Here is a 20,240-nt window from a genome sequence, read left to right on the forward strand (position 1 = left end):
ACATGCCGCATCTTTTTATATGGGGCGAATCGGCCGGTAGACTGGATACCACATAGCGTCCTGCACCGCCTGAATGACATCTTCCAGTTCCGCTTCGGCCACGCCGTCCTGAACGGCAGCTTTGATGACGGCTGCTGCAACAGTAGCAGAAACAGTCCGCAATTCCTCAACCTGCGGAAGAAGTGAAGCCCCCGGCCGGCCGGTATCAACCATATTTGCTATTGCTTCAGCGCTTGCAAAAAACATATTGTCAGTGATCAGTCTTGCTTTTGATACGAGGGTTCCAAGCCCAAGTCCAGGAAATACAAACGCATTGTTCGCCTGGCCGATGATATAATCCGTACCGTTATACTCTACAGGGTCAAACGGACTTCCAGTGGCTACAAGCGCTCTTCCTTCCGTCCATTTGATCAGGTCCACTGGCTTTGCCTCAGACAATGGCGTCGGGTTTGACATCGGGAATATCGCCGGCCTTTTAACATGAGCCGCCATTTCTTTCACGATTTCTTCAGTGAATGCGCCTGAAACGGTCGAGGTGCCGATCAAAATGGTAGGATGGACTTTCTTGACAACCTCAGCCAAATCGATCGTCTCCCCCGGGCCGTTTCGTTCAAATTCCTTCACTTCGCCGGCAGGCCTCGCATACGGCTTTTGAAGGTCTTGAAGATCGGTCATATCATCCGTCAGCAAACCATTCCTGTCGACACACCAAAAACGGCGGTATGATTCTTCTTCTGACAGGCCTTCTTTTAAGAAAGCGGCGCGAATTTGCTCGGCATTGCCGATGCCGGCCGTACCCGCTCCAAATATCACGACTTTATGCTCTTTCAGCGGCACTTTCGATATTTTCACAGCGGCCAGCACCGCGGCAAGCGTCACTGCGCCTGTCCCTTGTATATCATCGTTAAATGTGCATACCTTTTCTTTATATTTTTTTAAAATCTGGCGGGCGTTTTGTGTGCCAAAATCCTCCCAGTGCAGCAAAACCCCTGGGAAGGTCTTGGTCGCGATCTGAACATACTGATCAATAAACGATTCATAGCGCTCGCCCCTGATTCTTGAATGCTGGTTTCCGACATAAAGAGGGTCGTTGAGCAGCCTTTCCTGATTAGTCCCAGCATCGATCACCACAGGCAGAACTTTGTTTGGATCAATACCGGCTGCCGCCGTGTACACAGCAAGCTTTCCGATGGAAATGGCAATGCCTCCGACACCCCAGTCCCCGATGCCGAGAATCCCCTCGGCATCAGTAGCAACGATTAAATCAATCTCGCTCCTCTTTGCCGCTAAGTTTTCAAAAGCCGTTTTCATCCCTTCAGGATCATTCACAGATAAAAACAAGCCCCGCGGTTTTCTGTATTCATGGCTGTATTGCTGAATCGCGGTTCCGACAGTCGGCGTATAAACAATTGGCAGCATCTCTGTCATATGATCATTCAACAGCCTGTAAAACAACACTTCATTTCTATCATGAAGTGCTGTCAAATAGACATTTTTGCTTAAATCATCAGGCTGTGAGCGGAACTGCTGATAGGCCCGCTTCGCCTGCTCCTCCAATGTCAGCACCTTTGGCGGCAGAAGCCCTGTTAAACCAAGGGCTTTCCTTTCTTCAGCAGGAAATGCCACCCCTTTGTTGAGAAGGGGCGTCGAAAGAACTTCAAATCCTCTTAAATGTGTTTCGATTACTTGCTCATTCAGCTTTTTCTGGCTCACCTGTCGTCTCCCTTTCGAATGTTCATTATCTATAGCATGGTTAACAATCAGGCAAACCATTCACAAAAGCACTTTCTCGAAGGCTTCCGGTTATCGTCTTTCTCTTTTTACGGATTCTATAATATCGCCGTTTCCATCCCATTTTAAAGCTCTGTAAACTGCGTCATGATAAAAAATGTACCATGCGTTTTTTTCGGCTGCTTTATGCTGCCATGTTTGTTTGGCGGCAATCGATGTCATCGGATAATCATCATAGGCGAGAACCCACAAAGGATTCCGATGGGCATGCGTCGGCATAATATCTGCCATATGAAGAGCCGTTTCACCAGAATCTTCGAGCACGATGACAGAGTGGCCGTCGCTGTGTCCGCCAGTATGATGCATTGTGATACCATCCATAACCTCAAGTTTTTGCTCAAAGGTTTTCACTTGATGCTGAACCGCTTCCCAGTTTTCTTTCCAGTATGTATTTTTGGAGCGGATATTCGGATTTTTCATTTCTGCCCATTCTATAGAAGACGTGTAAATAGAGGCATTCGGAAAAACGGAGACAAGATGATCTCCCTCATAGCGCGTCAAACCGCAGGCATGGTCAAAATGAAGGTGTGTCATGAGAACGGCATCGATATCCGCCGCTGAAAGCCCCAGTGATGTTAAAGAATCATCAATTGATGATTCCTCTGTCACACCGTAGTTTCGTTTTTGTTTGTCCGTCATTTTTCCCCGGCCGATTCCTGAATCGATTAACAGATAGGCTCCGTCCTTTTGTACAAGAATGGGGTCTGTCCTAAGCTCAATCTGATTTTTATCATTCACATGATACTTTTTTGACCAAAGCGGCTTCGGGACGACGCCAAACATGGCTCCTCCGTCCATATGGGTAACACCGCCGTTTAGCCATGTCAGCTTGATATCTCCAATGTTTAAAGTTTCCATTATGATCCCTCCCATCTTATCGTAGCAAAAAAGCCAAACAGGTTCAGCTTTTAGCGCATAAAAAAAACAGACAAGCAGATGTCTGTTTTTTATGATCTCCATTCAGCTTCAACTCTGTAGATCGGCTGGCCTTTAGCGGCAAATTTTTCTTCATATTCGGTCATGACGTTTCCTTCAAAGCCGCTCTGATGCAGGTCAAGGCTGACGAAAGCCAAAACGAGACCGTATTCAGAGAAGCTTGTCAGAGAGTATTCAAATAAGCCGCGGTTATCCGTTTTAAAATGAATCGCTCCCTTGCCGCCGAGAACCTTTTCATACTTTTTCAAAAAGGCCTGATTTGTCAAACGGCGCTTTTCATGGCGCTTTTTAGGCCATGGATCAGAAAAGTTCAAATAGACGCGCCCGATTTCTCCGTCTGCAAAAACATCTGAAAGCACATTGGCATTGATGTTTAACAGCTTTACATTTGGGGCCTCTGTTTGTTTAACTTTCTCAACCGCCGTTACGATGACACTTTTGAATAATTCAATGCCGATATAGTTCACATCCGGATTTTGCTGGGCCATTCCCGAGATAAACTGACCCTTTCCGGTTCCTACTTCGATATGGATCGGGTTGTCATTTCCAAAAACGGAATGCCATTTCCCTTTATATTGGGACGGTTCGCTAATCACGATATGGGAATTTTCAGCCAGGTAATCATCCGCCCAAGGCTTGTGACGCATTCGCATGTACTTACACCTCTATCTATTATATCGTCTAACAACATACCATGAAAAGCGGGAGTCCCGCAAGAGCTCTTCAAAAGCAAAAAGGACCCGAAGCTCGCCTTCAGGTCCTTCATGTATAAAATACAGCTTTCTGAACATTTTAATCGATATACCTGAGAATGAAGGGAAGTGCCAATATTATGGGATTAAGTCAAGAAAATCAAATTCATCTATTAAAAGACATTCTCTCAGATCACCAAGCAGACTGCTCCGGAACTGTTGCCGAATGCGAACAGGTGGAGCGGATTATTAAGTCTTTAATGGCGAATACGAATCTTGATGGCAACCTAAAAGGCGTGCTGGAAGACATTTATCTGTACAGCCAGAGAGGCAGATCGTCCGCTTCGATCAGCGATCACATCCTTGAGCATCAAGACCGTCTTACTCAATGGGTGGAAGACATAGACTCATTTTCATAAGGATTTGGCGAGACGCTTTATCAGCATATTCAGCTGTTTAAGTCCCTGGTGAAAGCCTTCTTGATTTTCTTTCGCTTTCTGCCAAAGAGTTGTCATAGCTGTTTCGGCCAATACGTACCACGCCATCCTTAACCTTAGGTTGTCTGTTAAGGAAGCGCCGTAGCGTTTAAGCCAGCTTTCCCATTCCCGCTCCTCGACATAATGGTAAAGAAGCGGCCCCAAGTCAATCGCGGGGTCTGCAATCATCGCTCCATCCCAATCGATTAAATAAAGCTGGTTCTGATCTGTAAGAAGCCAATTATTATGATTGACATCGCAGTGGCATACGACCTTTTCCCCGGACTGTACATCTTCAAGATGATGTTCCAGATAAAAAAGCGCTTGATCCAGCTGCGGAATTGGATATTGCCGGGCTTGGATAAATTGCTTCAATTGAGTGATCAAAGAGCTTGGCTGAAAAGGCTGTTTTCCAAGTCTTTTCAGCATATCTAAAAGCTCTTTGGAGTTGTGGATTTTCCGAAGCATCTCAGCCACCGCCTGGCTGTTCATATCCTTCGGTTTCAGCTCTCTGCCCTTGAGCCAGTGCTGTGCTGTAATCACATCCCCGTTTTCCATTCGTTTTGTCCAAACGAGCTTAGGAACAATTCCTTCCGCGGACAGGACAGCCAAAAAAGGAGAGCTGTTCCGCTTTAAAAAAAGCTGCTGCCCATTATGTTCTGCATAATATGCGTCTCCTGTAGCTCCTCCTGCGGGGGAAATCTCCCATTCGCTACCTAGTAATTGTCCCAACCAGTTCATATCGATTTTCAACCCATCATTTCATTAAAAGATTTTAAAAGCACTTGCTCCCGCAATCAGGAAGCAAACTGCCTGTATTGATCGTCTCTTTATATTCAAATAAAAAGACGGCTATTGAGAGTCATTTGTGCTAAACAATAGCCGTCTTTTAAATTTTAGCGCTATACGCTAAACTTCGTCAAGCAAAACTAAAAAATCCCTTTTTGTTCGCAAAGAACATAGGTACCGATACCGTTCAGCTGGAGGGTGCTGTTAACCGGAATCGGCTCATTGAAAAATGTAAAAGGATCGCAATATAATAAATAGCTTTTCTTATCCGGCAGCTTCAGCTCTTCTTTTCTTTCAAATGGACAGTGTACGACAATGATTTCATTCCATCCGTCAATCTCCGCAATTCCGTGCAGCCTGTAAGCGATCATGTCTCCCGTTTGTTCCATAAAAGAAAGGTGTTTCTTTACATCCTCCGGTTTTCGCAGCCGAAAGGCAGGGTGCTCTTTCCGCAATGCGATCATGTTTCGGACATATTCTGCATCCTCATGAAACAGGGCTCTTTTTCTCCAGTCAAGCTGATTGATTTCATCACTGGACTTGTAGCTGTTTTTGTCTCCTTGCTTTGTACGGCAAAATTCCTGTCCGCTGTGGAGAAATGGGACGCCTTGCGACAGGAGGACGATCGACATGGCAAGCCGCTGTCTGAGCCGCTTTGTTTTTTCATCATCTTTTAAACAGAAAGCCATCTTGTCCCAAAAGGTGTGGTTGTCATGAGATTCTACATAATTGATTGACTGCTTAGGGGATAAAAAACCTGGAGAGCCGGCAATGCCCTGCTGGACCGCTGCTTTCTTCCGGACGTCGCCCAAAGCGAATCCCAGGTCGGGGAGGTCAAATGTGCTTCCTTTTACGGCATCCCTGAATCGATCATTGAAAAAACCGATTCCCGGCATTTTATCCGCATTCTGCAGTGCTGCTTTTTGTCCGTCTTCAAGCGGGGTGTTCAAATTCCAGCCTTCACCGAAAAGCAGCACCCCCGGCTTCACACTTTCGGCAAGCTTTTTGATCTGAAGAACGGTTTCGATATCCAAAATGCCCATTAAGTCAAAACGTATTCCATCCACATCATAGTCTTCAAGCCAATAACGAACAGAATCGAGAATGTATTTCCGTACCATCAGCCGCTCTGAAGCCATATCATTTCCCACACCTGTTCCATCGGAAGGAAAGCCAAATTCGTCATGGCGGAAAAAATACCCTGGAGCCGTTTTTTCAAAAGGTGAAGCTTCTCTCTTGAAAACATGGTTATAAACGGCATCCATGATGACGTTCAACCCATTTTTGTGCAAGGCCTGAATCGCTGTTTTCAGCTCGATGATCCGGCTTTTCGGCTGTTCCGGATCAAGCGCATAGCTTCCTTCCGGCGCGTTAAAATGGAGGGGATTATATCCCCAATTATAAGATTTATCCGGCGCAAGCTCATCAACTCCGGCAAAATCGTGAACTGGAAGGAGTTCAATGTGGGTGATGCCGAGTTCTTGCAAATAGGATACACCGGTTGAAAAGCCGTCAGACGTTTCGGTATTTTTCTCTGTAAACGCCAGGTACTTGCCTTTATCCTGCATACCGCTGTCATCATGAATTGAGAAATCACGGATATGCACCTCGTAAATGACGGCATCACACGGGCTGCACAACGGTGCAGCTTGGTGCTTATCAACCTTTATCTCTTCAGGATCAAGCACAACCCCTTTTTCACCGTTTGCCGTAACGGCTGTCGCATATGGATCAACCGTTTCCAGCCGCTCTGTATTCACATGAATCTGATACAGATAGATCCAGCCGTTTAGATTACCTTCAATGGTGATTTCAAAAACACCTTTACTCTTCTTGATCATTTGAAAAGCTTTTTTTTGTGCCAGATCGGGACTTTGAAGCTCAAGCATTGCTGCGGAAGCGGTCGGCGCCCATACTTTAAATACGGTCCGCTCCCTAGAATAAAAAGCGCCGAGGGGACCTTCATAAAAATGAGCTTTATCAAATTCCGGGGTTCTTATGACGGCCCCGATCTGCAGGTCCGTCCATTCGCTGTCCCCGCAGCAGATTTTGTGTATTCGACCAAAAGGAACAGTGTTTTCGCTTTCCAGGACATACTTGAGATGTTCGTTCAGTTCCGCTGTCTCCTTTATGAAAAGCTCCATTCTCTTCCCCTGATCGTCTTCAAGCAGAAAAGGCGGACGAAAGCATCTTATCCGGCTTTTTGGCAATAAAACGGTGATGATGTTCATCCCATCCAAAAAAGCTTCAAAAGGGCGGCTGATTTTCGGCATCACAGTCTCTCCTTATACGGAAAATTTATGCTTTTAAGCGGAGAGATTCTTTCCCGGTCTTTACAAAAACGGGTGTCGAACCGATCACCTCTCCGTCCGCTTGGAAAAGTACTCTTTCATTCGTATGCAAATAGATTTCTTTCGTTTTAAACGCGGTTACGCCTCTTTTACCGATATGTCTTCCAAAAATCATCGCAAACAAAAGCCCAGCTTTTTTCAGCGCCGGGAGATCTTCAATGATCGTGACATCTAAATGCTCCTCCCGCGGATTTGCGTTTGGAGCAATCTTCATCCCTCCGCCATAGTATGGGTGATTCGAAACAGATGCAAACCAGACTTTTTTAAACGTCTGCTTTTCATCTTCGCTTTCATATGAAAGGACAAACGGCTTGAACGTAAAAGCGATGACAAGGAACAGAACGGGCTGAATCAGGTGATTCAGTCTCAGAAAGGCCGTCCATTTCGGCATGTCAGACATTTTTTTGGCGAAATAGGCGTCAAAACCTATGCTGAGATGATTGGCAAAGTAAAGCTCGTTTACACTGTCTTTTGTATGAAAACTGCCAAGAGAATAGGTGCGGGTCAAAGACTGGCCTGCTTTCTTCATTTCCTTGATGACAGTTGACTTTTTGACGGAAAATCCGCGTTTGAAGTCATTTCCTGTGCCTGCAGGTATGACGCTCAGCTGAATGTTCTGAAGGCTGACCAAACCGTTTAAGACTTCATGAACGGTGCCGTCACCGCCGACAACGAGCAGTCGTTTCAGCCTGTCATCCTGCATTGTCGAAATTTGCCTTGCCAAAACTTCCGCATGTCCCGGATGCTGCGTCATAAATGAGCGATAGGATATGTTTGCTTTCTTGAGCTCTTTCTGCAATGACTTCCATACTCTGAGAGCCGAAGAGTTTCCAGCCTTCGGGTTGATGATGATATACCATTCACTCATGATTCAATTCTCCATCTTATAATATGAAAAAGCCGGGATCATGTTCAGACCGTTAATCGAGCCATTCCTCTCTCCGTGTCGACTCCGAGACTCCGTACGATAACAGTATTTTCGCAGCTTTCAGCTCCTGGTTTTTGATCGGGGCGAAATTTTTCTGCTGTTTCGCCAGCCATTCATGCCACTGTCTTCGGTCATAAATCTCGATTCCGTATGGAGGTTCAGGATAATCGATATATGATGTCCTGCTGATGATTAATTTCCGCACCGGCAGTTCAATCTCTGATCCTTTTAACAGGCGGGAAAGAATCGAACCTGTTCTAAGAAGTTCGGTGGACGGATTTAAAACAGCCTTTTCCCTGCCCCTGACGGTTTTCTCCTTCCAGAAACGGTCTTTGGAACCGATAAAGGCGCTTTCCTTATCGCCTTCAAGACATGATATACAATAAATTTCGAGCGGCGTCAGTATCATGATGCTCAATTCAACCGCAGCCTGATTAACCTGTAACACCGGGTGATACATGATAAAATAAGAATCGGGCAGCTGCTGCGCCAAAATTTGCAGAATTTTATCGTTTTTTATTTCCCGGGAAAGGCTGGATATGTCTGAAATCGTCGAACTTGCCCACTTCAGCTGAAATTGATAGAGGTGTTCTTTAAAAAAAGAAGCAAGCTCTTTTCTGTCCGCTGGGATTCTTGCGAAAAGCCTTTCATCTACATCCTCTTCCAAACCGTTAAACCATTGATCATCGGCTTCTATTCCATTATTAATATCGGATGTTTCTTTTTTTCTTTTTAATAAAAATTTTTTCTTTTTTGGGCTGTCTGTGTCCTCTGAGGCAGTTCCTCCATTGTGAAATAGCCTCTCCTCTTTTTCTCTCGCCATCTCTGTGAGCGACTGCCAGCGCTGTTTTTTCAAGCGGATATACTGATTCATATAGTGGTAAGGGTCTTGCTCATATCTTGAAATGCAATCCTGTATTTTAATAATCTGTGCCATCAAAGTTCATCTCCGAATCTTGCTTTTCTGTTATCTTGCGGCTGCCAAAAGGAAAAACGGCTTTGTGTTCGTATTTGGGAAGCCGATCTAGATGGGTCTGAAAGATGGTGTACTGCCGGGCTGTAAATGAAATGCCGCCTTCCAGCGGTTCTGAGCGTGCGTTGAAAGGAGCGGAGCCTTTCCACTTCCGGGCGACTGTCATATGGGGGCGAAAGGGCCGCTTTTCAATCTCAAAACCGACCGCAGCCGCAGCTTTTTCAACCCGTTCTCTTACATGAAAAAGGGGGGCTGAGTATTCTGGTTCAACATGAAGAATCCTTGGCTGAGACGCCTTGCCGAATGTTCCGATTTGCTTTAAGACAAGCTCGAAAGGAGACGTCTCATCAGAGATAAGCCTGAGCCTGTCCTCAAGTGCTCTGAGCTGCTCGTCGTCAGCCGGACCTAGAAACACGAGGGTAAAGTGATAGTCCGAAGGGTGAACCCATTTATGAAAAGAAAATGCCGGGCGGCTGCTGATCGTACGGTAAAGCGGCTCTGCAAATTCAGCCGGAAACGGAATTCCAATAAAATAATGCGGTTTTGCTGACATATGTATGACTTCCTTCCATTTATCTTCTTTACATTTTAACAAAAAACAAAGGGACTTATAACCTCTCTATTTTTCACTTTTGGCGGCCTTATGATAGGATATTGAAAGAAATGTTTCTAGAAAGGGTGCACAAATGTGAGAGCGGTTCAAAATATTGCAGAATTAATCGGGGAAACGCCCCTTGTCAAATTGAACCGGGTTCAGCCCGAGAATGCGGCGCAAGTCTATGTAAAGCTTGAATCCTTTAATCCAAGCGGCAGTGTTAAAGACCGGGCCGCATATCAAATGATCCTGGCCGCTGAAGAAAAAGGACTCCTGAAACCGGGCTCTACGATCATTGAGCCGACAAGCGGAAACACCGGGATCGGCCTTGCCATGAATGCGGCAGCAAGAGGCTACAAAGCGATTCTTGTCATGCCTGACACGATGACGAAAGAACGGATCAACCTCTTAAAAGCATATGGAGCGGAAGTCGTTCTTACTCCCGGAGACGAGAGAATGCCGGGGAGCATCAAAAAAGCGCAGGAACTTGCGGAACAGATTCCGGGAAGCTTTATTCCGATGCAGTTTGATAATGAAGCCAATCCGGATGCACACCGGAAGACAACCGCCTTGGAAATTGCCCGGGCAATAGAAGAAATCGGCAGACCGCTTGCAGCATTTGTGGCCACAGCCGGAACAGGCGGAACGATTACTGGAACGGGTGAAACACTGAAAGAGCTGTTTCCGGGAATCACCGTTCATGTCGCTGAGCCTGCGGGTTCCCCCGTTCTGTCGGGAGGAAAACCAGGCAAACACAAGCTTGTCGGGACAAGCCCAGGATTTATCCCGAACATTTTAAACGAAGATGTTTATGATGACATTTTAAAAATAAAAGATGAAGAAGCTTATGAAATGACGCGCAGATTGGCCCGTGAAGAAGGAATTCTCGTCGGTCCTTCTTCGGGAGCGGCTTGTTTCGCCGCCATTGAAACCGCCAAAAAACTCCCGCACGGCAAAATTGTCGTCTGCATGACGGCTGATACCGGAGAACGCTACTTATCAAGCGATTTATTTTAGATTTCTGCCCGAAAACCGGGCTTAAATTTGAAACGCTTGGAATCAAGCTTTTTAGGACGCAACCGATGATTGCGCGGAGGCAGCCTTTCCGAAAAGGTATGTCAGGAAAGATAGGGTGGATAAAATCCCGAAGAACACGCAGGCCTGACAACGAATGCGAGGGTTTGCCGACACGCTGAGACCGCTCCCAAAAAGAGCGGTCTTATTTTTTATCATTGCTATTATCAGTCTGTTCCAGCATCCTCAGAAAAAACTGCCGCAGACCCTTTGAAGCCCGATTCGCTTCCATTCACTCGGCCTCTTTGCTACTTCGCCAACTCATAAATCGCCTGGGCATACAATGATACGGCCTGCAAAAGATCTTCAATTTCCATATACTCATCTTTTTGATGAGCGATATCAGGCCGGCCCGGGAACAGCGGTCCGAATGCAACTCCGGCATTTAAAGATCTGGCGTATGTCGCCCCGCCGATTGAGATCAATTCAGCTTTGTCCCCTGTCTGCTCCTCATATACCCGCTGAAGCGTTTTGATCAACTCATGGTCTTTTGGTACATGGTGAGGCTTGCTGTCTTTGAAGCTGACAAGCTCTGTTCCTGCCACTTGCCCAAGCGCAGTTTCCACCCGGCCGCTCTCCTCTGTCACCGGATAGCGGATATTAATGCCGGCCTCGCCGCCTTTTTCAAGCTCATAATGGAGCCGTCCGACATTTAATGTCAACTCGCCGCTGATCTCGTCACTGCAGGCAATACCGATTTTTTTCCCTCTCGTGTCACCAGCAAAAGCATCGGAAACCGTTTTGACAAAGTGCAGACCGGCTTCATCGAGCGCTTGTGTATGTAAAAAATCCGCCAAGACAAGACCTGCGTTGACTCCGTTGTTAGGCTCCATCGCATGGGCCGATTTGCCGGAAACCTTTAAAACCAGCTGATTTCCTTCTTTATACAGACGTCCTTCCGCACTTTTCTCCTTCACGAAGCGTGCAAAAGACTGTTCAAAATCGTTTGCTGCCGTTCCGGAAAGAACCGCTTCTGCATCGTCCGGGACCATGTTCAGACGGCGGCCGGAGTTGAATGTCTGCAAAACCAGATCCGAACCCTTTATGACCTTGGGGCATTTCATTTTTAAAGCTGCATCAATCAGTCCTTTTTCTGCATAAATGATTGGAAAATCGGCATCAGGTGCAAATCCGGCTGAAGGCATTTCTTCATGTTTAAAATAATGTTCCACACACCTCCAATCGCTTTCCTCATCTGTTCCAATAATGATTCTGATCCGCTTTGACAAAGGCAGATTCATTTCTTTTACGATTTTAAGCGCGTGAAACGCAGCCATTGTCGGCCCTTTGTCATCGAGTGCCCCTCTTGCATATATGCGCCCGTCTCTGATTTCGGCGGCAAACGGATCACTTGTCCAGCCGTCACCGGGCGGGACAACATCAATATGGCATAGCACACCAATGATCTCTTCACCTTTTCCCCATTCAATATGGCCTGCATATCCATCAAGGTTTTTCACAGTAAAGCCGTTTGCCGACCCCTTATCCAAAAGCGTTGTCAAACATTGGTGAATCCCTTCCCCAAATGGCATGTCAGGCTCTGCCGTCGATTCATCAAGGACGCTGTTTATTTTTAAGAAATCTTGAATATCCCGAACGATCTCGCTCTTTCTCTCTAAAACCTCTTGTTTCCAGTTCATATTTTCGCCCTTTCTTTTATAAGATTAGTCAAAAGCACTTGCAAAAATGCCCAATAACGAATATTATAGATATTGTTTTGCTACAATGTTCGTTATTGGAGGAAATGATGTTTAATATAAAAGAAAACCAAACCACAGTCAAAAAAGAAATACTCGCCGGGATCACAACCTTCTTTACGATGGTTTATATTGTGGTCGTCAACCCAAGCATTCTTTCCAGCACAGGCGTTCCTTTTGATCAAGTGTTCACTGCCACGATTATTGCGGCAGTCGTTGGAACGCTCTGGATGGCGCTGGGGGCAAATTTTCCGATCGCGATTGCGCCGGGGATGGGGCTCAACGCATATTTTGCGTTTTCAGTCGTCGGCTCATCAAATGGCGAAATTTCGTATCAGACGGCATTCAGCACTGTTTTTGTGGCTGGAATCCTCTTTATTATCTTATCGTTAACACCGCTTAGAAAACAACTGATCGAAGCCATTCCGGCGAATTTAAAATACGGCATAACTGCCGGAATCGGATTGTTTATCGCATTCGTCGGCTTAAGAGGGGCTGGAATCATTACTGCTAATGAAGCCAATTTAGTCGGCCTCGGCGACATGCAGTCGCCCGAAGTGATTTTAACGTTGATCGGACTAGCCTTTTCCATCATTCTGATGGTTATGAATGTGAACGGCGCCCTGTTTTTCGGGATGATCTTAACCGGCCTGATTGCCTTTTTGACCGGCCAGCTCAGTTTTGATCAAGGCGTTCTGTCAATGCCCCATCTGCCTGAGAAAATGATCGTCACAAACCCGTTTGCCGCTTTCGGCGATGTCATCCATTACGGACTTTATTCGGTTGTCTTCTCTTTTCTGCTGGTTACCATTTTTGATACGACAGGGACGATGATCGGCGTTGCCGAACAGGCGGGGCTCATGAAAAACAACAAACTGCCAAACGCGAGAAAAGCACTTCTTGCCGATTCGACAGCGACTACGATCGGCGCCATGTTCGGGACTAGCCCGACAACTGCTTATATTGAGTCATCAGCTGGAGTTGCCGCAGGCGGAAGAACGGGGCTTACATCTTTAACGGTCGCCGTACTCTTTGGTGCAGCATTATTTTTCAGTCCGCTCGTCGGCGCTGTCTCAGGCATCGCCGCTATTACGTCCCCGGCATTGATCATTGTAGGGAGCATGATGATCGGAGCCGTCACAAACATCCGCTGGAAAGAGCTCGATGAGGCATTCCCGGCCTTTCTCGTGATCCTCGCCATGCCGCTGACATCCAGTATTGCAACAGGCATTTCGCTTGGATTTATTTCATATCCAATCGTAAAAGCCGCAAAAGGAAAATGGCGCGAGATTCATCCGCTTGTCTTAGTGTTTGCTGTTCTGTTTTTCATACACCTGTTCTTTTTGGGAGGACATTAAACGTTGGAACCCCGTCTTTTTCATAAAGACGGGGTTTTTAACAATAGGCTGACGGCTAAGTTGAGACAACACCAAAGCATCCCCGGATAAAATATCCAGTTTATGCAGCTTCGTCTGGCTTCATAAAAAGCTGTACTTTCATGGTCAGCCCCTAATAAAACCGTGCGCTCCATCACTTTGTCAAACTGGATGCCTGCGAGGTGTCGGTAGGCAAAAACAAAAATCAGAAGAGCGGCTGCTTTCAGCCAGACTGGTCCTAAAATAATCAACGCCGTAAAGATGCCGATCATTTGAAAGAGCTGTCTTTTATAATCCGGATGACGAACCATCACTTTAAAAAACACTTCCCGGTACCCATTTTGTACTGTGCGTGTTTTAAAAAGTTTTTGGGACTTTGTAAAAAACAGTCTCGGCTTTTTCGCCCTCATCGTTTTCCCGGCTTTCGGCAAGCTTCCGTCCTGGTTTAATGATAAGACAAGTTTTGCGAGTTTGAGCTTTTGCTGATTCTCGAAGTCTACCTCTTCATAAAACAGCGTCATATTCGAGAGCGAATCGATGATGATTTTCAGCGCTGCTGCAGCCAGCAGCAGGCCGATAATCGCCATGATGTAAAAAGAAGACGATAATACAGCGGCACAGGCACAGATCATGACCAAAGAAACCCGACCCGCGTGGAACATTTGGTATTTCAGCCTGTGCAGCCATTTGATCTGCCGCTTTTTTAAAGCAATGATGAATAGATTGACGCTAAAATAGAAAAAGAAGACCGCCCCACAAGCATAAAGCTCCATATCAAATAGATGGAGTAAAATCGGGGAAAAGATCGCCATCATAAACAGCCATTTGCAAAGCTGAAGCAATAAGCAATAAATGAAGCCGTTCAATTTCATCTCAAAAACGGCCGTTTTATTTTGTAATAGATAAAGCTGATCAGCTTCCATCAGAAACGTCCGCACCGATCCAAGCAACGCAAAAACAGCCGGAATCAATAAAACAAACCTGGCAAGCCATTCATCATGCGGAAAGCCGCCTCCATTCAGCCATTTGACATACTGGTAAACTGCAATCGCCGCCGCAGGCAAAATGATATATAGCGCAACCGTCCAATCGATGACCAATTTCAACACGCGGAGCTGATATCGATAATCAGCCTTTAACCTGCTTTGAAACAACAGCCGTCCATTCATCGGGAACGATCCTTTACAGCATGATAAAAACAATCGAGGAGCGAACCTTCTGATAGCCCGGTATTTGCCCGCAGTTCTTCAAGCGTTCCTTCCATCAGCAAACGGCCGTTTGAAAGCAGCAAAAAGCGGTCGCAGATTTTTTCTGCCGTATCAAGCACATGAGTGCATAAGAGAATCCCCGCTCCGCGTCTTTGCTCTTCTTTCAGCATATCCAGAAAAAGACGGTTTGCGATAGGATCGAGTCCGATAAACGGTTCATCTATAATATAGATATCCGGTTTCATTAAAAAAGCGTGGATGAGCATCAGCTTTTGCTGCATTCCTTTTGAGAATGTTCCCGGATACTCATGAATCGCGTGTTCCAGAGAAAATTGTTGAATGAGCTGATTCGCTCTATCAAAAAAGGCGGACTCATCCTCCTGCAGAAAAGTTCCTAAAGCTGTGATATGCTCCCACAGGGTCAACTCATCGTAAAAGCTCGGCTGTTCCGGTATGTATGCATATTTGTTCGTGTCATTCCAGTTTACATCCCCTGTCACATGCCTTGTTAAACCGAGGATCGTCTTGATCGTCGTGCTTTTTCCTGCGCCGTTCGGGCCGATCAACCCGACCAGCTCTCCTGCTCCGACAGCGAATTGAATGTTTTCAATTGCGGCTTTCTCCTCTTCATATCCCGCGTGTTCAATATGTACACGAAGCTTCAATATAATCACCACCCTCTTTTATTACGCATCAATAAAGAAAAAGTTTAGGATTTTTCAAAAAAATACCCTTGAATGACACGGTATCTGCTGTTATTTTCATTTTTTCAATAATTTGGTTCCGGCTTTTCTCTGGATATTTATCGATTGGATCGTGTATAATATTTATTGATCATTTTGAAAGAAATGATTGTTAATCGTCCATGCTGCATTTTGGAGTCGTAAGTTGTGGTAGTCAAGTCCATTCGATCATATGATAGGGAGTGGTTGTTTGAAACCTTCAACAAACCGAATGCTAACCAGGATCAAATCAGTCTACATGTTCATTCAAGAAAAGGGACTCGTTACAACCCAGGAACTGGTTGATGAATTTGGCACTACACCCAGAACAATCCAGCGTGATCTGAATGTGTTGGCGTACAACGATTTAGTTCATAGCCCCAGCAGAGGCAAATGGGAAACAACAAGAAAAAAAGTGAAAATTTCCTCATAGAAATAATCTGAAAAATAGAACATTAACGACAAGATATCATATAAGACAACCATTAAACATACAAAAAGCACCAAACTTTACGAAAGTTCGATGCTTTGATCGTTGAAACTGCTTTTCATAGAATACGGCCGCAGCCGACTCTTTCAGACACTCGGATGATCAGAGTGTCTTTTGTTTTTTAATGCGGCCAGTTCACATTCATTCAATTCTCTGTATTCTCCAGGCAAAAGCTCTGGATCGAGTTCAACATCCCCCATTTTCAGCCGCTTCAAGTAGATCACTTCATGATCGACAGCCTTCAGCATCCGCTTCACCTGATGAAATTTCCCTTCTGTAATTGTCAAAAGCAGCCGATAGCAGCCGTTTTCATTTTTTTGAATGACCGCTTTTGCAGGCTTTGTGACATACCCTTCACCGATGTCAACGCCTTTCTCAAGCTGCTCTGCCGCAGCCTGGCCAATCGGCTTTTCTACATGGACTTCATATGTTTTCGGCACATGTTTTTTAGGCGATAAAAGCTGGTGTGACAATTGACCGTCATTGGTGAGAATAAGCAGGCCTTCCGTATCTTTGTCAAGCCTTCCGACAGGAAACGGTTCAAACCTTAAGAATTCTGGGTCAAGCAGATCAACAACCGTCTGCTGGCGGCTGTCCTCAGTCGCTGACAGCACGCCCTGCGGCTTGTTCATCATCAAGTAGATGAATTCCTGATAGTTGACAGGCTCGCCGTAAACCGTCACTTCATGTGAATCTGGATCAACCTGTTCTTTCGCATCTTTGACAATCCTGTCGTCCACGCGCACCGCACCGTTTTTCAGCATTTTTTTGACGTCTTTTCTGGATCCATAGCCGCTGTGTGAAAGAAGCTTATCCAATCTCATGCAGACATTCCTCCTTTATTTCTAAATAAAAAGAAAAGCCTGCTTATGAGGCCTTTCTTTTGAAAAAGCGGCTTAACCGCTGACCGAAGATTTTTTCCAGCAGTTTCAGACGATAAGCCGAATACAGGTAAACCGCGCCGCCGATCGCTGATGCGATGAGAATGACAATAGCGGAACGAACCGCGCCGTCCTCATATGAAATAAATAAGCCGAGAAACGCCTGGACAATCAATAGCACGATTCCCATGAGCACCGCCAAAATCAACATCAGCAAAAATCTTTTCAATAACTTTCGATATGAATAGCCGGCATGCCGTTTGATCATAATGAAGCCGTACACCAGCGATGCCGAATAGCCGAGAGCCGTGGCCAAAATCGATCCGCTGCCCTGAAACAGCTTGATTAAAGGCACGTTTAGGACGATTTTGATGACGATTCCGATCATCAGACTGACAACCGCAAATTTCTGCTTGTTGACACCTTGCAAAATCGCAGCATTGACGGTGAAAAGCGAAAATAACAGCGCGACAGGTGCATACCAGAACAGGATGTCTTGTCCCATTTCAGGATGCAGGTTTTCCGACCCGTAAAAGAACGTATATACCGGCCCTGAAAGGAGCGACATACCGACTGATGCCGGCAGGACGATGAAAAGGATGATCTGCATCGCCTGATCAATCTGCCTGTTTAAAGCAGGGAAATCTTTGTTGGTAAAGTTTTCAGTCACCGCAGGTATCAATGTCAGCCCGAAAGCTGTCGCAAGAGACACCGGGATCATGACGAGCTTAGGAATATACAGCGTCACGATCGCCAATAAGTCTTGGCTGATGTTTTCATAACCGGCTGCAATCATCGCCTTGTTAAACGTATTCGTATCAATATATTGATAAAGCGGGATCGCCAGCCCGACAAAGACATAAGGGGCAGCATAGCTGAACAGTTCCTTAAACATTTCCCTGTGCGTAATATTTGACGGCGGAACGAGGTTCGGCTTCAGGGCCAGAAGTGCTCCTTTCCTTTTCTGCCAGGAAAAATAAAGAGTGAAAAGCCCTGCAAAGGCGCCGACTAAGGCGGCGAAAGTCGCATAGCCGATGGCTACTACAAGTCCGCCGTTTAACACTTTCATGACCAAATAAGTCGCAGTAAGGAGAAAGACGATTCTGGCCAGCTGTTCAACAACCTGAGAAACGGCTGTCGGCCCCATCATCTGGTGGCCTTGGAAAAATCCCCGCACAAGGGCTAATATCGGCACAACAAGCAAGGCCAGGCTGACCATGCGGATAACGTAAACAACATGTTCAATCGTCAGTCCGTTGTTTTCTGAACCGCCGAGGGCCACCTCCGCAAAAAACGGGGCGGACAAATAAAGAATGGAGAAAGCGACGATTCCCGTGACGAGCATCATCGACATTCCGGCGCGCAGCATCTTTCTCGTTGTTTCATAGTCACCCATCGAATTATATTTTGAAACAAACTTGGACACGGCCGCCGGAAAACCCATTGTGGCAATGCTTAAAAAAATCGTATATTGATTATAACCATATTGGAACAGGGCACCACCGGTGGCACCGACCATAGCTCCGAACGGAATCAAATAGATCATTCCGAGGATTCTTGAAATATAGGTACCAAGCGTTAATATAAACGTGCCTCTTAACAGTTTGCTTGACATGTTCCTAATCACCATTTTTCTTCAGTAGATTCAACTTTTCTATTTTAACACACAGGTGCTTTACCTAGGTAATAATAACTTGGCTAAATTTTAACAGAACTTGACTTATCCTTTTTTAAAGGCGGCAATCTTTCGTTATAATATAAAATGGAGCGCGGATGAATCGATTCACATTCTGTGACGGCATCTGCCCCACCTGCATCTTGCAGGCTTTACACCCAGGAAAGTTGAGGATATTTTTATGAACCATTTTGATGTAATCGTCATCGGCGGAGGACCGTCAGGACTTATGGCCGCCATCGCGGCCGGTGAGCAGGGAGCGGACGTTTTGCTGATTGATAAAGGAAACAAACTCGGCCGCAAACTGGCCATTTCAGGCGGAGGGCGCTGCAATGTCACCAACCGCCTTCCTATTGATGAGATCATCCGGCATATTCCCGGTAACGGACGCTTCTTATACAGCGCTTTTTCCGAATTTAACAATGAAGACATCATCAAGTTTTTTGAGCGTCTCGGCGTCAAGCTGAAGGAAGAGGATCATGGAAGAATGTTCCCCGTTTCTGATAAAGCGCAAAGCGTTGTAGATGCTCTGTTGAACAGACTTGAACAGCTGCATGTAAGAATCCGAGCGAACGAAAAGGTGAAAACCGTTCTATACGAAGATCAGAAGGCATGCGGCATCATAACAAACAATGACGAAAAAATTCTGGCCGGAGCTGTCGTTGTGGCAGTCGGCGGTAAAAGCGTGCCTCACACGGGATCCACGGGAGACGGCTATGAATGGGCTGAAAAAGCCGGCCACAAGATTACAGAGCTTTTCCCGACAGAGGTTCCGGTCACTTCCAGCGAACCTTTTATCAAGCAAAAAACACTGCAGGGCTTATCATTGAGAAATGTTGCTTTAAGTGTCTTGAACAAAAAAGGCAAACCCGTCATCACACACCAGATGGATATGATATTTACCCATTTCGGCCTTTCAGGACCTGCCGTGCTGCGATGCAGCCAATTTGTCGTAAAGGAGCTAAAAAAACAGGAAAGCGTCAGACTGAAAATTGACTTGTTCCCAGATCTTCATGAAGAACAGCTTTTTCAGCAGATGCAAAAAGAGTTGAAGGACGCTCCAAAAAAATCGGTCAAAAATGTACTCAAAGCCTGGATGCAGGAAAGGTATTTGCTGTTTCTTTTTGAACGCAATCAGATTGATCCTTCTGAAACCTTTTCTTCCCTTTCTAAAGAGCGTTTCAGATCTTTCGTAAAAGACTGCAAGGAGTTTACCGTCAGCGTGAACGGCACGCTTTCGCTTGAAAAAGCCTTTGTGACCGGAGGCGGTGTTTCCGTAAAAGAAATCGATCCTAAAAAAATGGCGTCAAAAAAGACGGACGGCCTGTATTTCTGCGGGGAAATTCTCGATATCCACGGATATACGGGTGGGTATAATATCACATCTGCCCTTGTCACAGGAAGGCTTGCAGGCTTAAATGCAGGCGAATTTTCAATTGGTCAAAGAAAAAAATAAAATTGGCTCAACTCCTTGACAAACATGGATTGACAAGACCCCGATCCAAGATTCAGACTTGTACCCTTTTGAAAAAGTATGTTACGGTTAAAGAGTTTTGTTTCACCTGATTGTGGGGTAATAGGGGAAG

Annotated in this window: 18 protein-coding genes; 5 read left to right on the forward strand and 13 right to left on the reverse strand. The window is 45.8% G+C overall.

The annotated features are described in order from the left end of the window. Window positions 1–15: 15 nt before the first annotated feature. The 3 genes from RBH91_RS16590 to trmB all read right to left on the reverse strand — a co-directional run bounded on the left by RBH91_RS16590 (window position 16) and on the right by trmB (window position 3,380). Window positions 16–1,773, reverse strand: coding sequence for an NAD-dependent malic enzyme (locus RBH91_RS16590; RefSeq protein WP_404802447.1), 1,758 nt, complete (start codon window positions 1,771–1,773; stop codon window positions 16–18). 30 nt (window positions 1,774–1,803) lie between these two features. After that, window positions 1,804–2,649: a YtnP family quorum-quenching lactonase gene (locus tag RBH91_RS16595; protein ID WP_076761451.1), complete on the reverse strand. Its 846-nt coding sequence runs from the start codon at window positions 2,647–2,649 to the stop codon at window positions 1,804–1,806. Between the two features lie 89 nt (window positions 2,650–2,738). Continuing rightward, window positions 2,739–3,380, reverse strand: coding sequence for a tRNA (guanosine(46)-N7)-methyltransferase TrmB (trmB, locus tag RBH91_RS16600; protein ID WP_076761411.1), 642 nt, complete (start codon window positions 3,378–3,380; stop codon window positions 2,739–2,741). Window positions 3,381–3,559: 179 nt separating this feature from the next. On the opposite strand from trmB, the gene RBH91_RS16605 reads away from it, so the two are divergent. After that, window positions 3,560–3,838, forward strand: a complete 279-nt coding sequence (locus tag RBH91_RS16605) for a YtzH-like family protein (protein ID WP_076761410.1) — start codon at window positions 3,560–3,562, stop codon at window positions 3,836–3,838. On the opposite strand, the gene RBH91_RS16610 is transcribed toward RBH91_RS16605, so the two are convergent. The 5 genes from RBH91_RS16610 to thpR all read right to left on the reverse strand — a co-directional run bounded on the left by RBH91_RS16610 (window position 3,833) and on the right by thpR (window position 9,489). Then, complete coding sequence (locus RBH91_RS16610; RefSeq protein WP_307892262.1) at window positions 3,833–4,636, reverse strand: phosphotransferase family protein; 804 nt, start codon at window positions 4,634–4,636, stop codon at window positions 3,833–3,835. The two genes, RBH91_RS16605 and RBH91_RS16610, sit on opposite strands and share 6 nt — an antisense overlap. A 188-nt stretch (window positions 4,637–4,824) precedes the next feature. Next, window positions 4,825–6,957, reverse strand: coding sequence for a type I pullulanase (gene pulA, locus RBH91_RS16615; RefSeq protein ID WP_307892263.1), 2,133 nt, complete (start codon window positions 6,955–6,957; stop codon window positions 4,825–4,827). A 25-nt stretch (window positions 6,958–6,982) separates the two neighbouring features. Continuing rightward, window positions 6,983–7,903 (reverse strand): YegS/Rv2252/BmrU family lipid kinase, encoded by a 921-nt coding sequence (locus tag RBH91_RS16620; protein ID WP_307892264.1) that lies wholly within the window; start codon window positions 7,901–7,903, stop codon window positions 6,983–6,985. 52 nt (window positions 7,904–7,955) lie between these two features. After that, a complete protein-coding gene (locus RBH91_RS16625; RefSeq protein ID WP_307892265.1) occupies window positions 7,956–8,900 on the reverse strand; it encodes a hypothetical protein in 945 nt (314 codons plus the stop codon). Beyond that, entirely contained in the window at window positions 8,884–9,489 is a 606-nt protein-coding gene (gene thpR / locus RBH91_RS16630) for an RNA 2',3'-cyclic phosphodiesterase (protein ID WP_307892266.1), read from the reverse strand. The genes RBH91_RS16625 and thpR overlap by 17 nt, the downstream gene beginning before the upstream one ends. Before the next feature lie 135 nt (window positions 9,490–9,624). On the opposite strand from thpR, the gene cysK reads away from it, so the two are divergent. Further along, window positions 9,625–10,548 carry a cysteine synthase A gene (gene cysK / locus RBH91_RS16635; protein ID WP_076761404.1) on the forward strand — a complete coding sequence of 308 codons (924 nt, stop codon included), beginning with the start codon at window positions 9,625–9,627 and terminating at the stop codon, window positions 10,546–10,548. Window positions 10,549–10,853: 305 nt separating this feature from the next. Here the strand turns inward: cysK and pepV are convergent, their stop codons facing one another. Then, window positions 10,854–12,245: a dipeptidase PepV gene (gene pepV / locus RBH91_RS16640; RefSeq protein ID WP_307892267.1), complete on the reverse strand. Its 1,392-nt coding sequence runs from the start codon at window positions 12,243–12,245 to the stop codon at window positions 10,854–10,856. A gap of 107 nt (window positions 12,246–12,352) precedes the next feature. On the opposite strand from pepV, the gene RBH91_RS16645 reads away from it, so the two are divergent. Then, entirely contained in the window at window positions 12,353–13,660 is a 1,308-nt protein-coding gene (locus RBH91_RS16645; protein WP_307892268.1) for an NCS2 family permease, read from the forward strand. 20 nt (window positions 13,661–13,680) lie between these two features. Here the strand turns inward: RBH91_RS16645 and RBH91_RS16650 are convergent, their stop codons facing one another. Together RBH91_RS16650 and RBH91_RS16655 are read right to left on the reverse strand one after the other, a co-directional pair. Continuing rightward, window positions 13,681–14,847, reverse strand: coding sequence for an ABC transporter permease (locus RBH91_RS16650; protein WP_307892269.1), 1,167 nt, complete (start codon window positions 14,845–14,847; stop codon window positions 13,681–13,683). Beyond that, on the reverse strand, window positions 14,844–15,551 hold the full coding sequence (locus tag RBH91_RS16655) for an ABC transporter ATP-binding protein (protein WP_404802448.1): 708 nt from the start codon (window positions 15,549–15,551) through the stop codon (window positions 14,844–14,846). Before RBH91_RS16655 ends, RBH91_RS16650 begins: the two co-directional genes overlap by 4 nt. A gap of 268 nt (window positions 15,552–15,819) precedes the next feature. Here RBH91_RS16655 and RBH91_RS16660 point away from each other — a divergent pair, with 268 nt between their 5' ends. Further along, entirely contained in the window at window positions 15,820–16,041 is a 222-nt protein-coding gene (locus RBH91_RS16660; protein ID WP_003184500.1) for a DeoR family transcriptional regulator, read from the forward strand. Between the two features lie 143 nt (window positions 16,042–16,184). Here RBH91_RS16660 and RBH91_RS16665 read toward each other — a convergent pair whose 3' ends face one another. Further along, the gene (locus tag RBH91_RS16665) at window positions 16,185–16,922 is read right to left on the reverse strand and encodes a pseudouridine synthase (RefSeq protein WP_076761400.1); all 738 of its coding nucleotides are present in this window, start codon (window positions 16,920–16,922) and stop codon (window positions 16,185–16,187) included. Between the two features lie 43 nt (window positions 16,923–16,965). Beyond that, entirely contained in the window at window positions 16,966–18,594 is a 1,629-nt protein-coding gene (locus RBH91_RS16670) for a putative polysaccharide biosynthesis protein (protein WP_307892270.1), read from the reverse strand. A 241-nt stretch (window positions 18,595–18,835) separates the two neighbouring features. Between RBH91_RS16670 and RBH91_RS16675 the strand changes: the two genes are divergently transcribed. Beyond that, window positions 18,836–20,110, forward strand: a complete 1,275-nt coding sequence (locus tag RBH91_RS16675; RefSeq protein ID WP_307892271.1) for a BaiN/RdsA family NAD(P)/FAD-dependent oxidoreductase — start codon at window positions 18,836–18,838, stop codon at window positions 20,108–20,110. The last annotated feature ends 130 nt before the right edge of the window (window positions 20,111–20,240 follow it).

The organism is Bacillus swezeyi, from assembly GCF_030908325.1.
Lineage (GTDB): Bacteria > Bacillota > Bacilli > Bacillales > Bacillaceae > Bacillus > Bacillus swezeyi.

Excerpts from the sequence above, each read along its gene's own strand:
- RBH91_RS16590 (WP_404802447.1), bottom strand. The coding sequence starts at position 1,773 with ATGGTTTGCCTGATTGTTAACCATGCTATAGATAATGAACATTCGAAA.
- RBH91_RS16595 (WP_076761451.1), bottom strand. The coding sequence starts at position 2,649 with ATGGAAACTTTAAACATTGGAGATATCAAGCTGACATGGCTAAACGGC.
- trmB (WP_076761411.1), bottom strand. The coding sequence starts at position 3,380 with ATGCGAATGCGTCACAAGCCTTGGGCGGATGATTACCTGGCTGAAAAT.
- RBH91_RS16605 (WP_076761410.1), top strand. The coding sequence starts at position 3,560 with ATGGGATTAAGTCAAGAAAATCAAATTCATCTATTAAAAGACATTCTC.
- RBH91_RS16610 (WP_307892262.1), bottom strand. The coding sequence starts at position 4,636 with ATGAACTGGTTGGGACAATTACTAGGTAGCGAATGGGAGATTTCCCCC.
- pulA (WP_307892263.1), bottom strand. The coding sequence starts at position 6,957 with ATGCCGAAAATCAGCCGCCCTTTTGAAGCTTTTTTGGATGGGATGAAC.
- RBH91_RS16620 (WP_307892264.1), bottom strand. The coding sequence starts at position 7,903 with ATGAGTGAATGGTATATCATCATCAACCCGAAGGCTGGAAACTCTTCG.
- RBH91_RS16625 (WP_307892265.1), bottom strand. The coding sequence starts at position 8,900 with ATGGCACAGATTATTAAAATACAGGATTGCATTTCAAGATATGAGCAA.
- thpR (WP_307892266.1), bottom strand. The coding sequence starts at position 9,489 with ATGTCAGCAAAACCGCATTATTTTATTGGAATTCCGTTTCCGGCTGAA.
- pepV (WP_307892267.1), bottom strand. The coding sequence starts at position 12,245 with ATGAACTGGAAACAAGAGGTTTTAGAGAGAAAGAGCGAGATCGTTCGG.
- RBH91_RS16645 (WP_307892268.1), top strand. The coding sequence starts at position 12,353 with ATGTTTAATATAAAAGAAAACCAAACCACAGTCAAAAAAGAAATACTC.
- RBH91_RS16650 (WP_307892269.1), bottom strand. The coding sequence starts at position 14,847 with ATGAATGGACGGCTGTTGTTTCAAAGCAGGTTAAAGGCTGATTATCGA.
- RBH91_RS16665 (WP_076761400.1), bottom strand. The coding sequence starts at position 16,922 with ATGAGATTGGATAAGCTTCTTTCACACAGCGGCTATGGATCCAGAAAA.
- RBH91_RS16670 (WP_307892270.1), bottom strand. The coding sequence starts at position 18,594 with ATGTCAAGCAAACTGTTAAGAGGCACGTTTATATTAACGCTTGGTACC.
- RBH91_RS16675 (WP_307892271.1), top strand. The coding sequence starts at position 18,836 with ATGAACCATTTTGATGTAATCGTCATCGGCGGAGGACCGTCAGGACTT.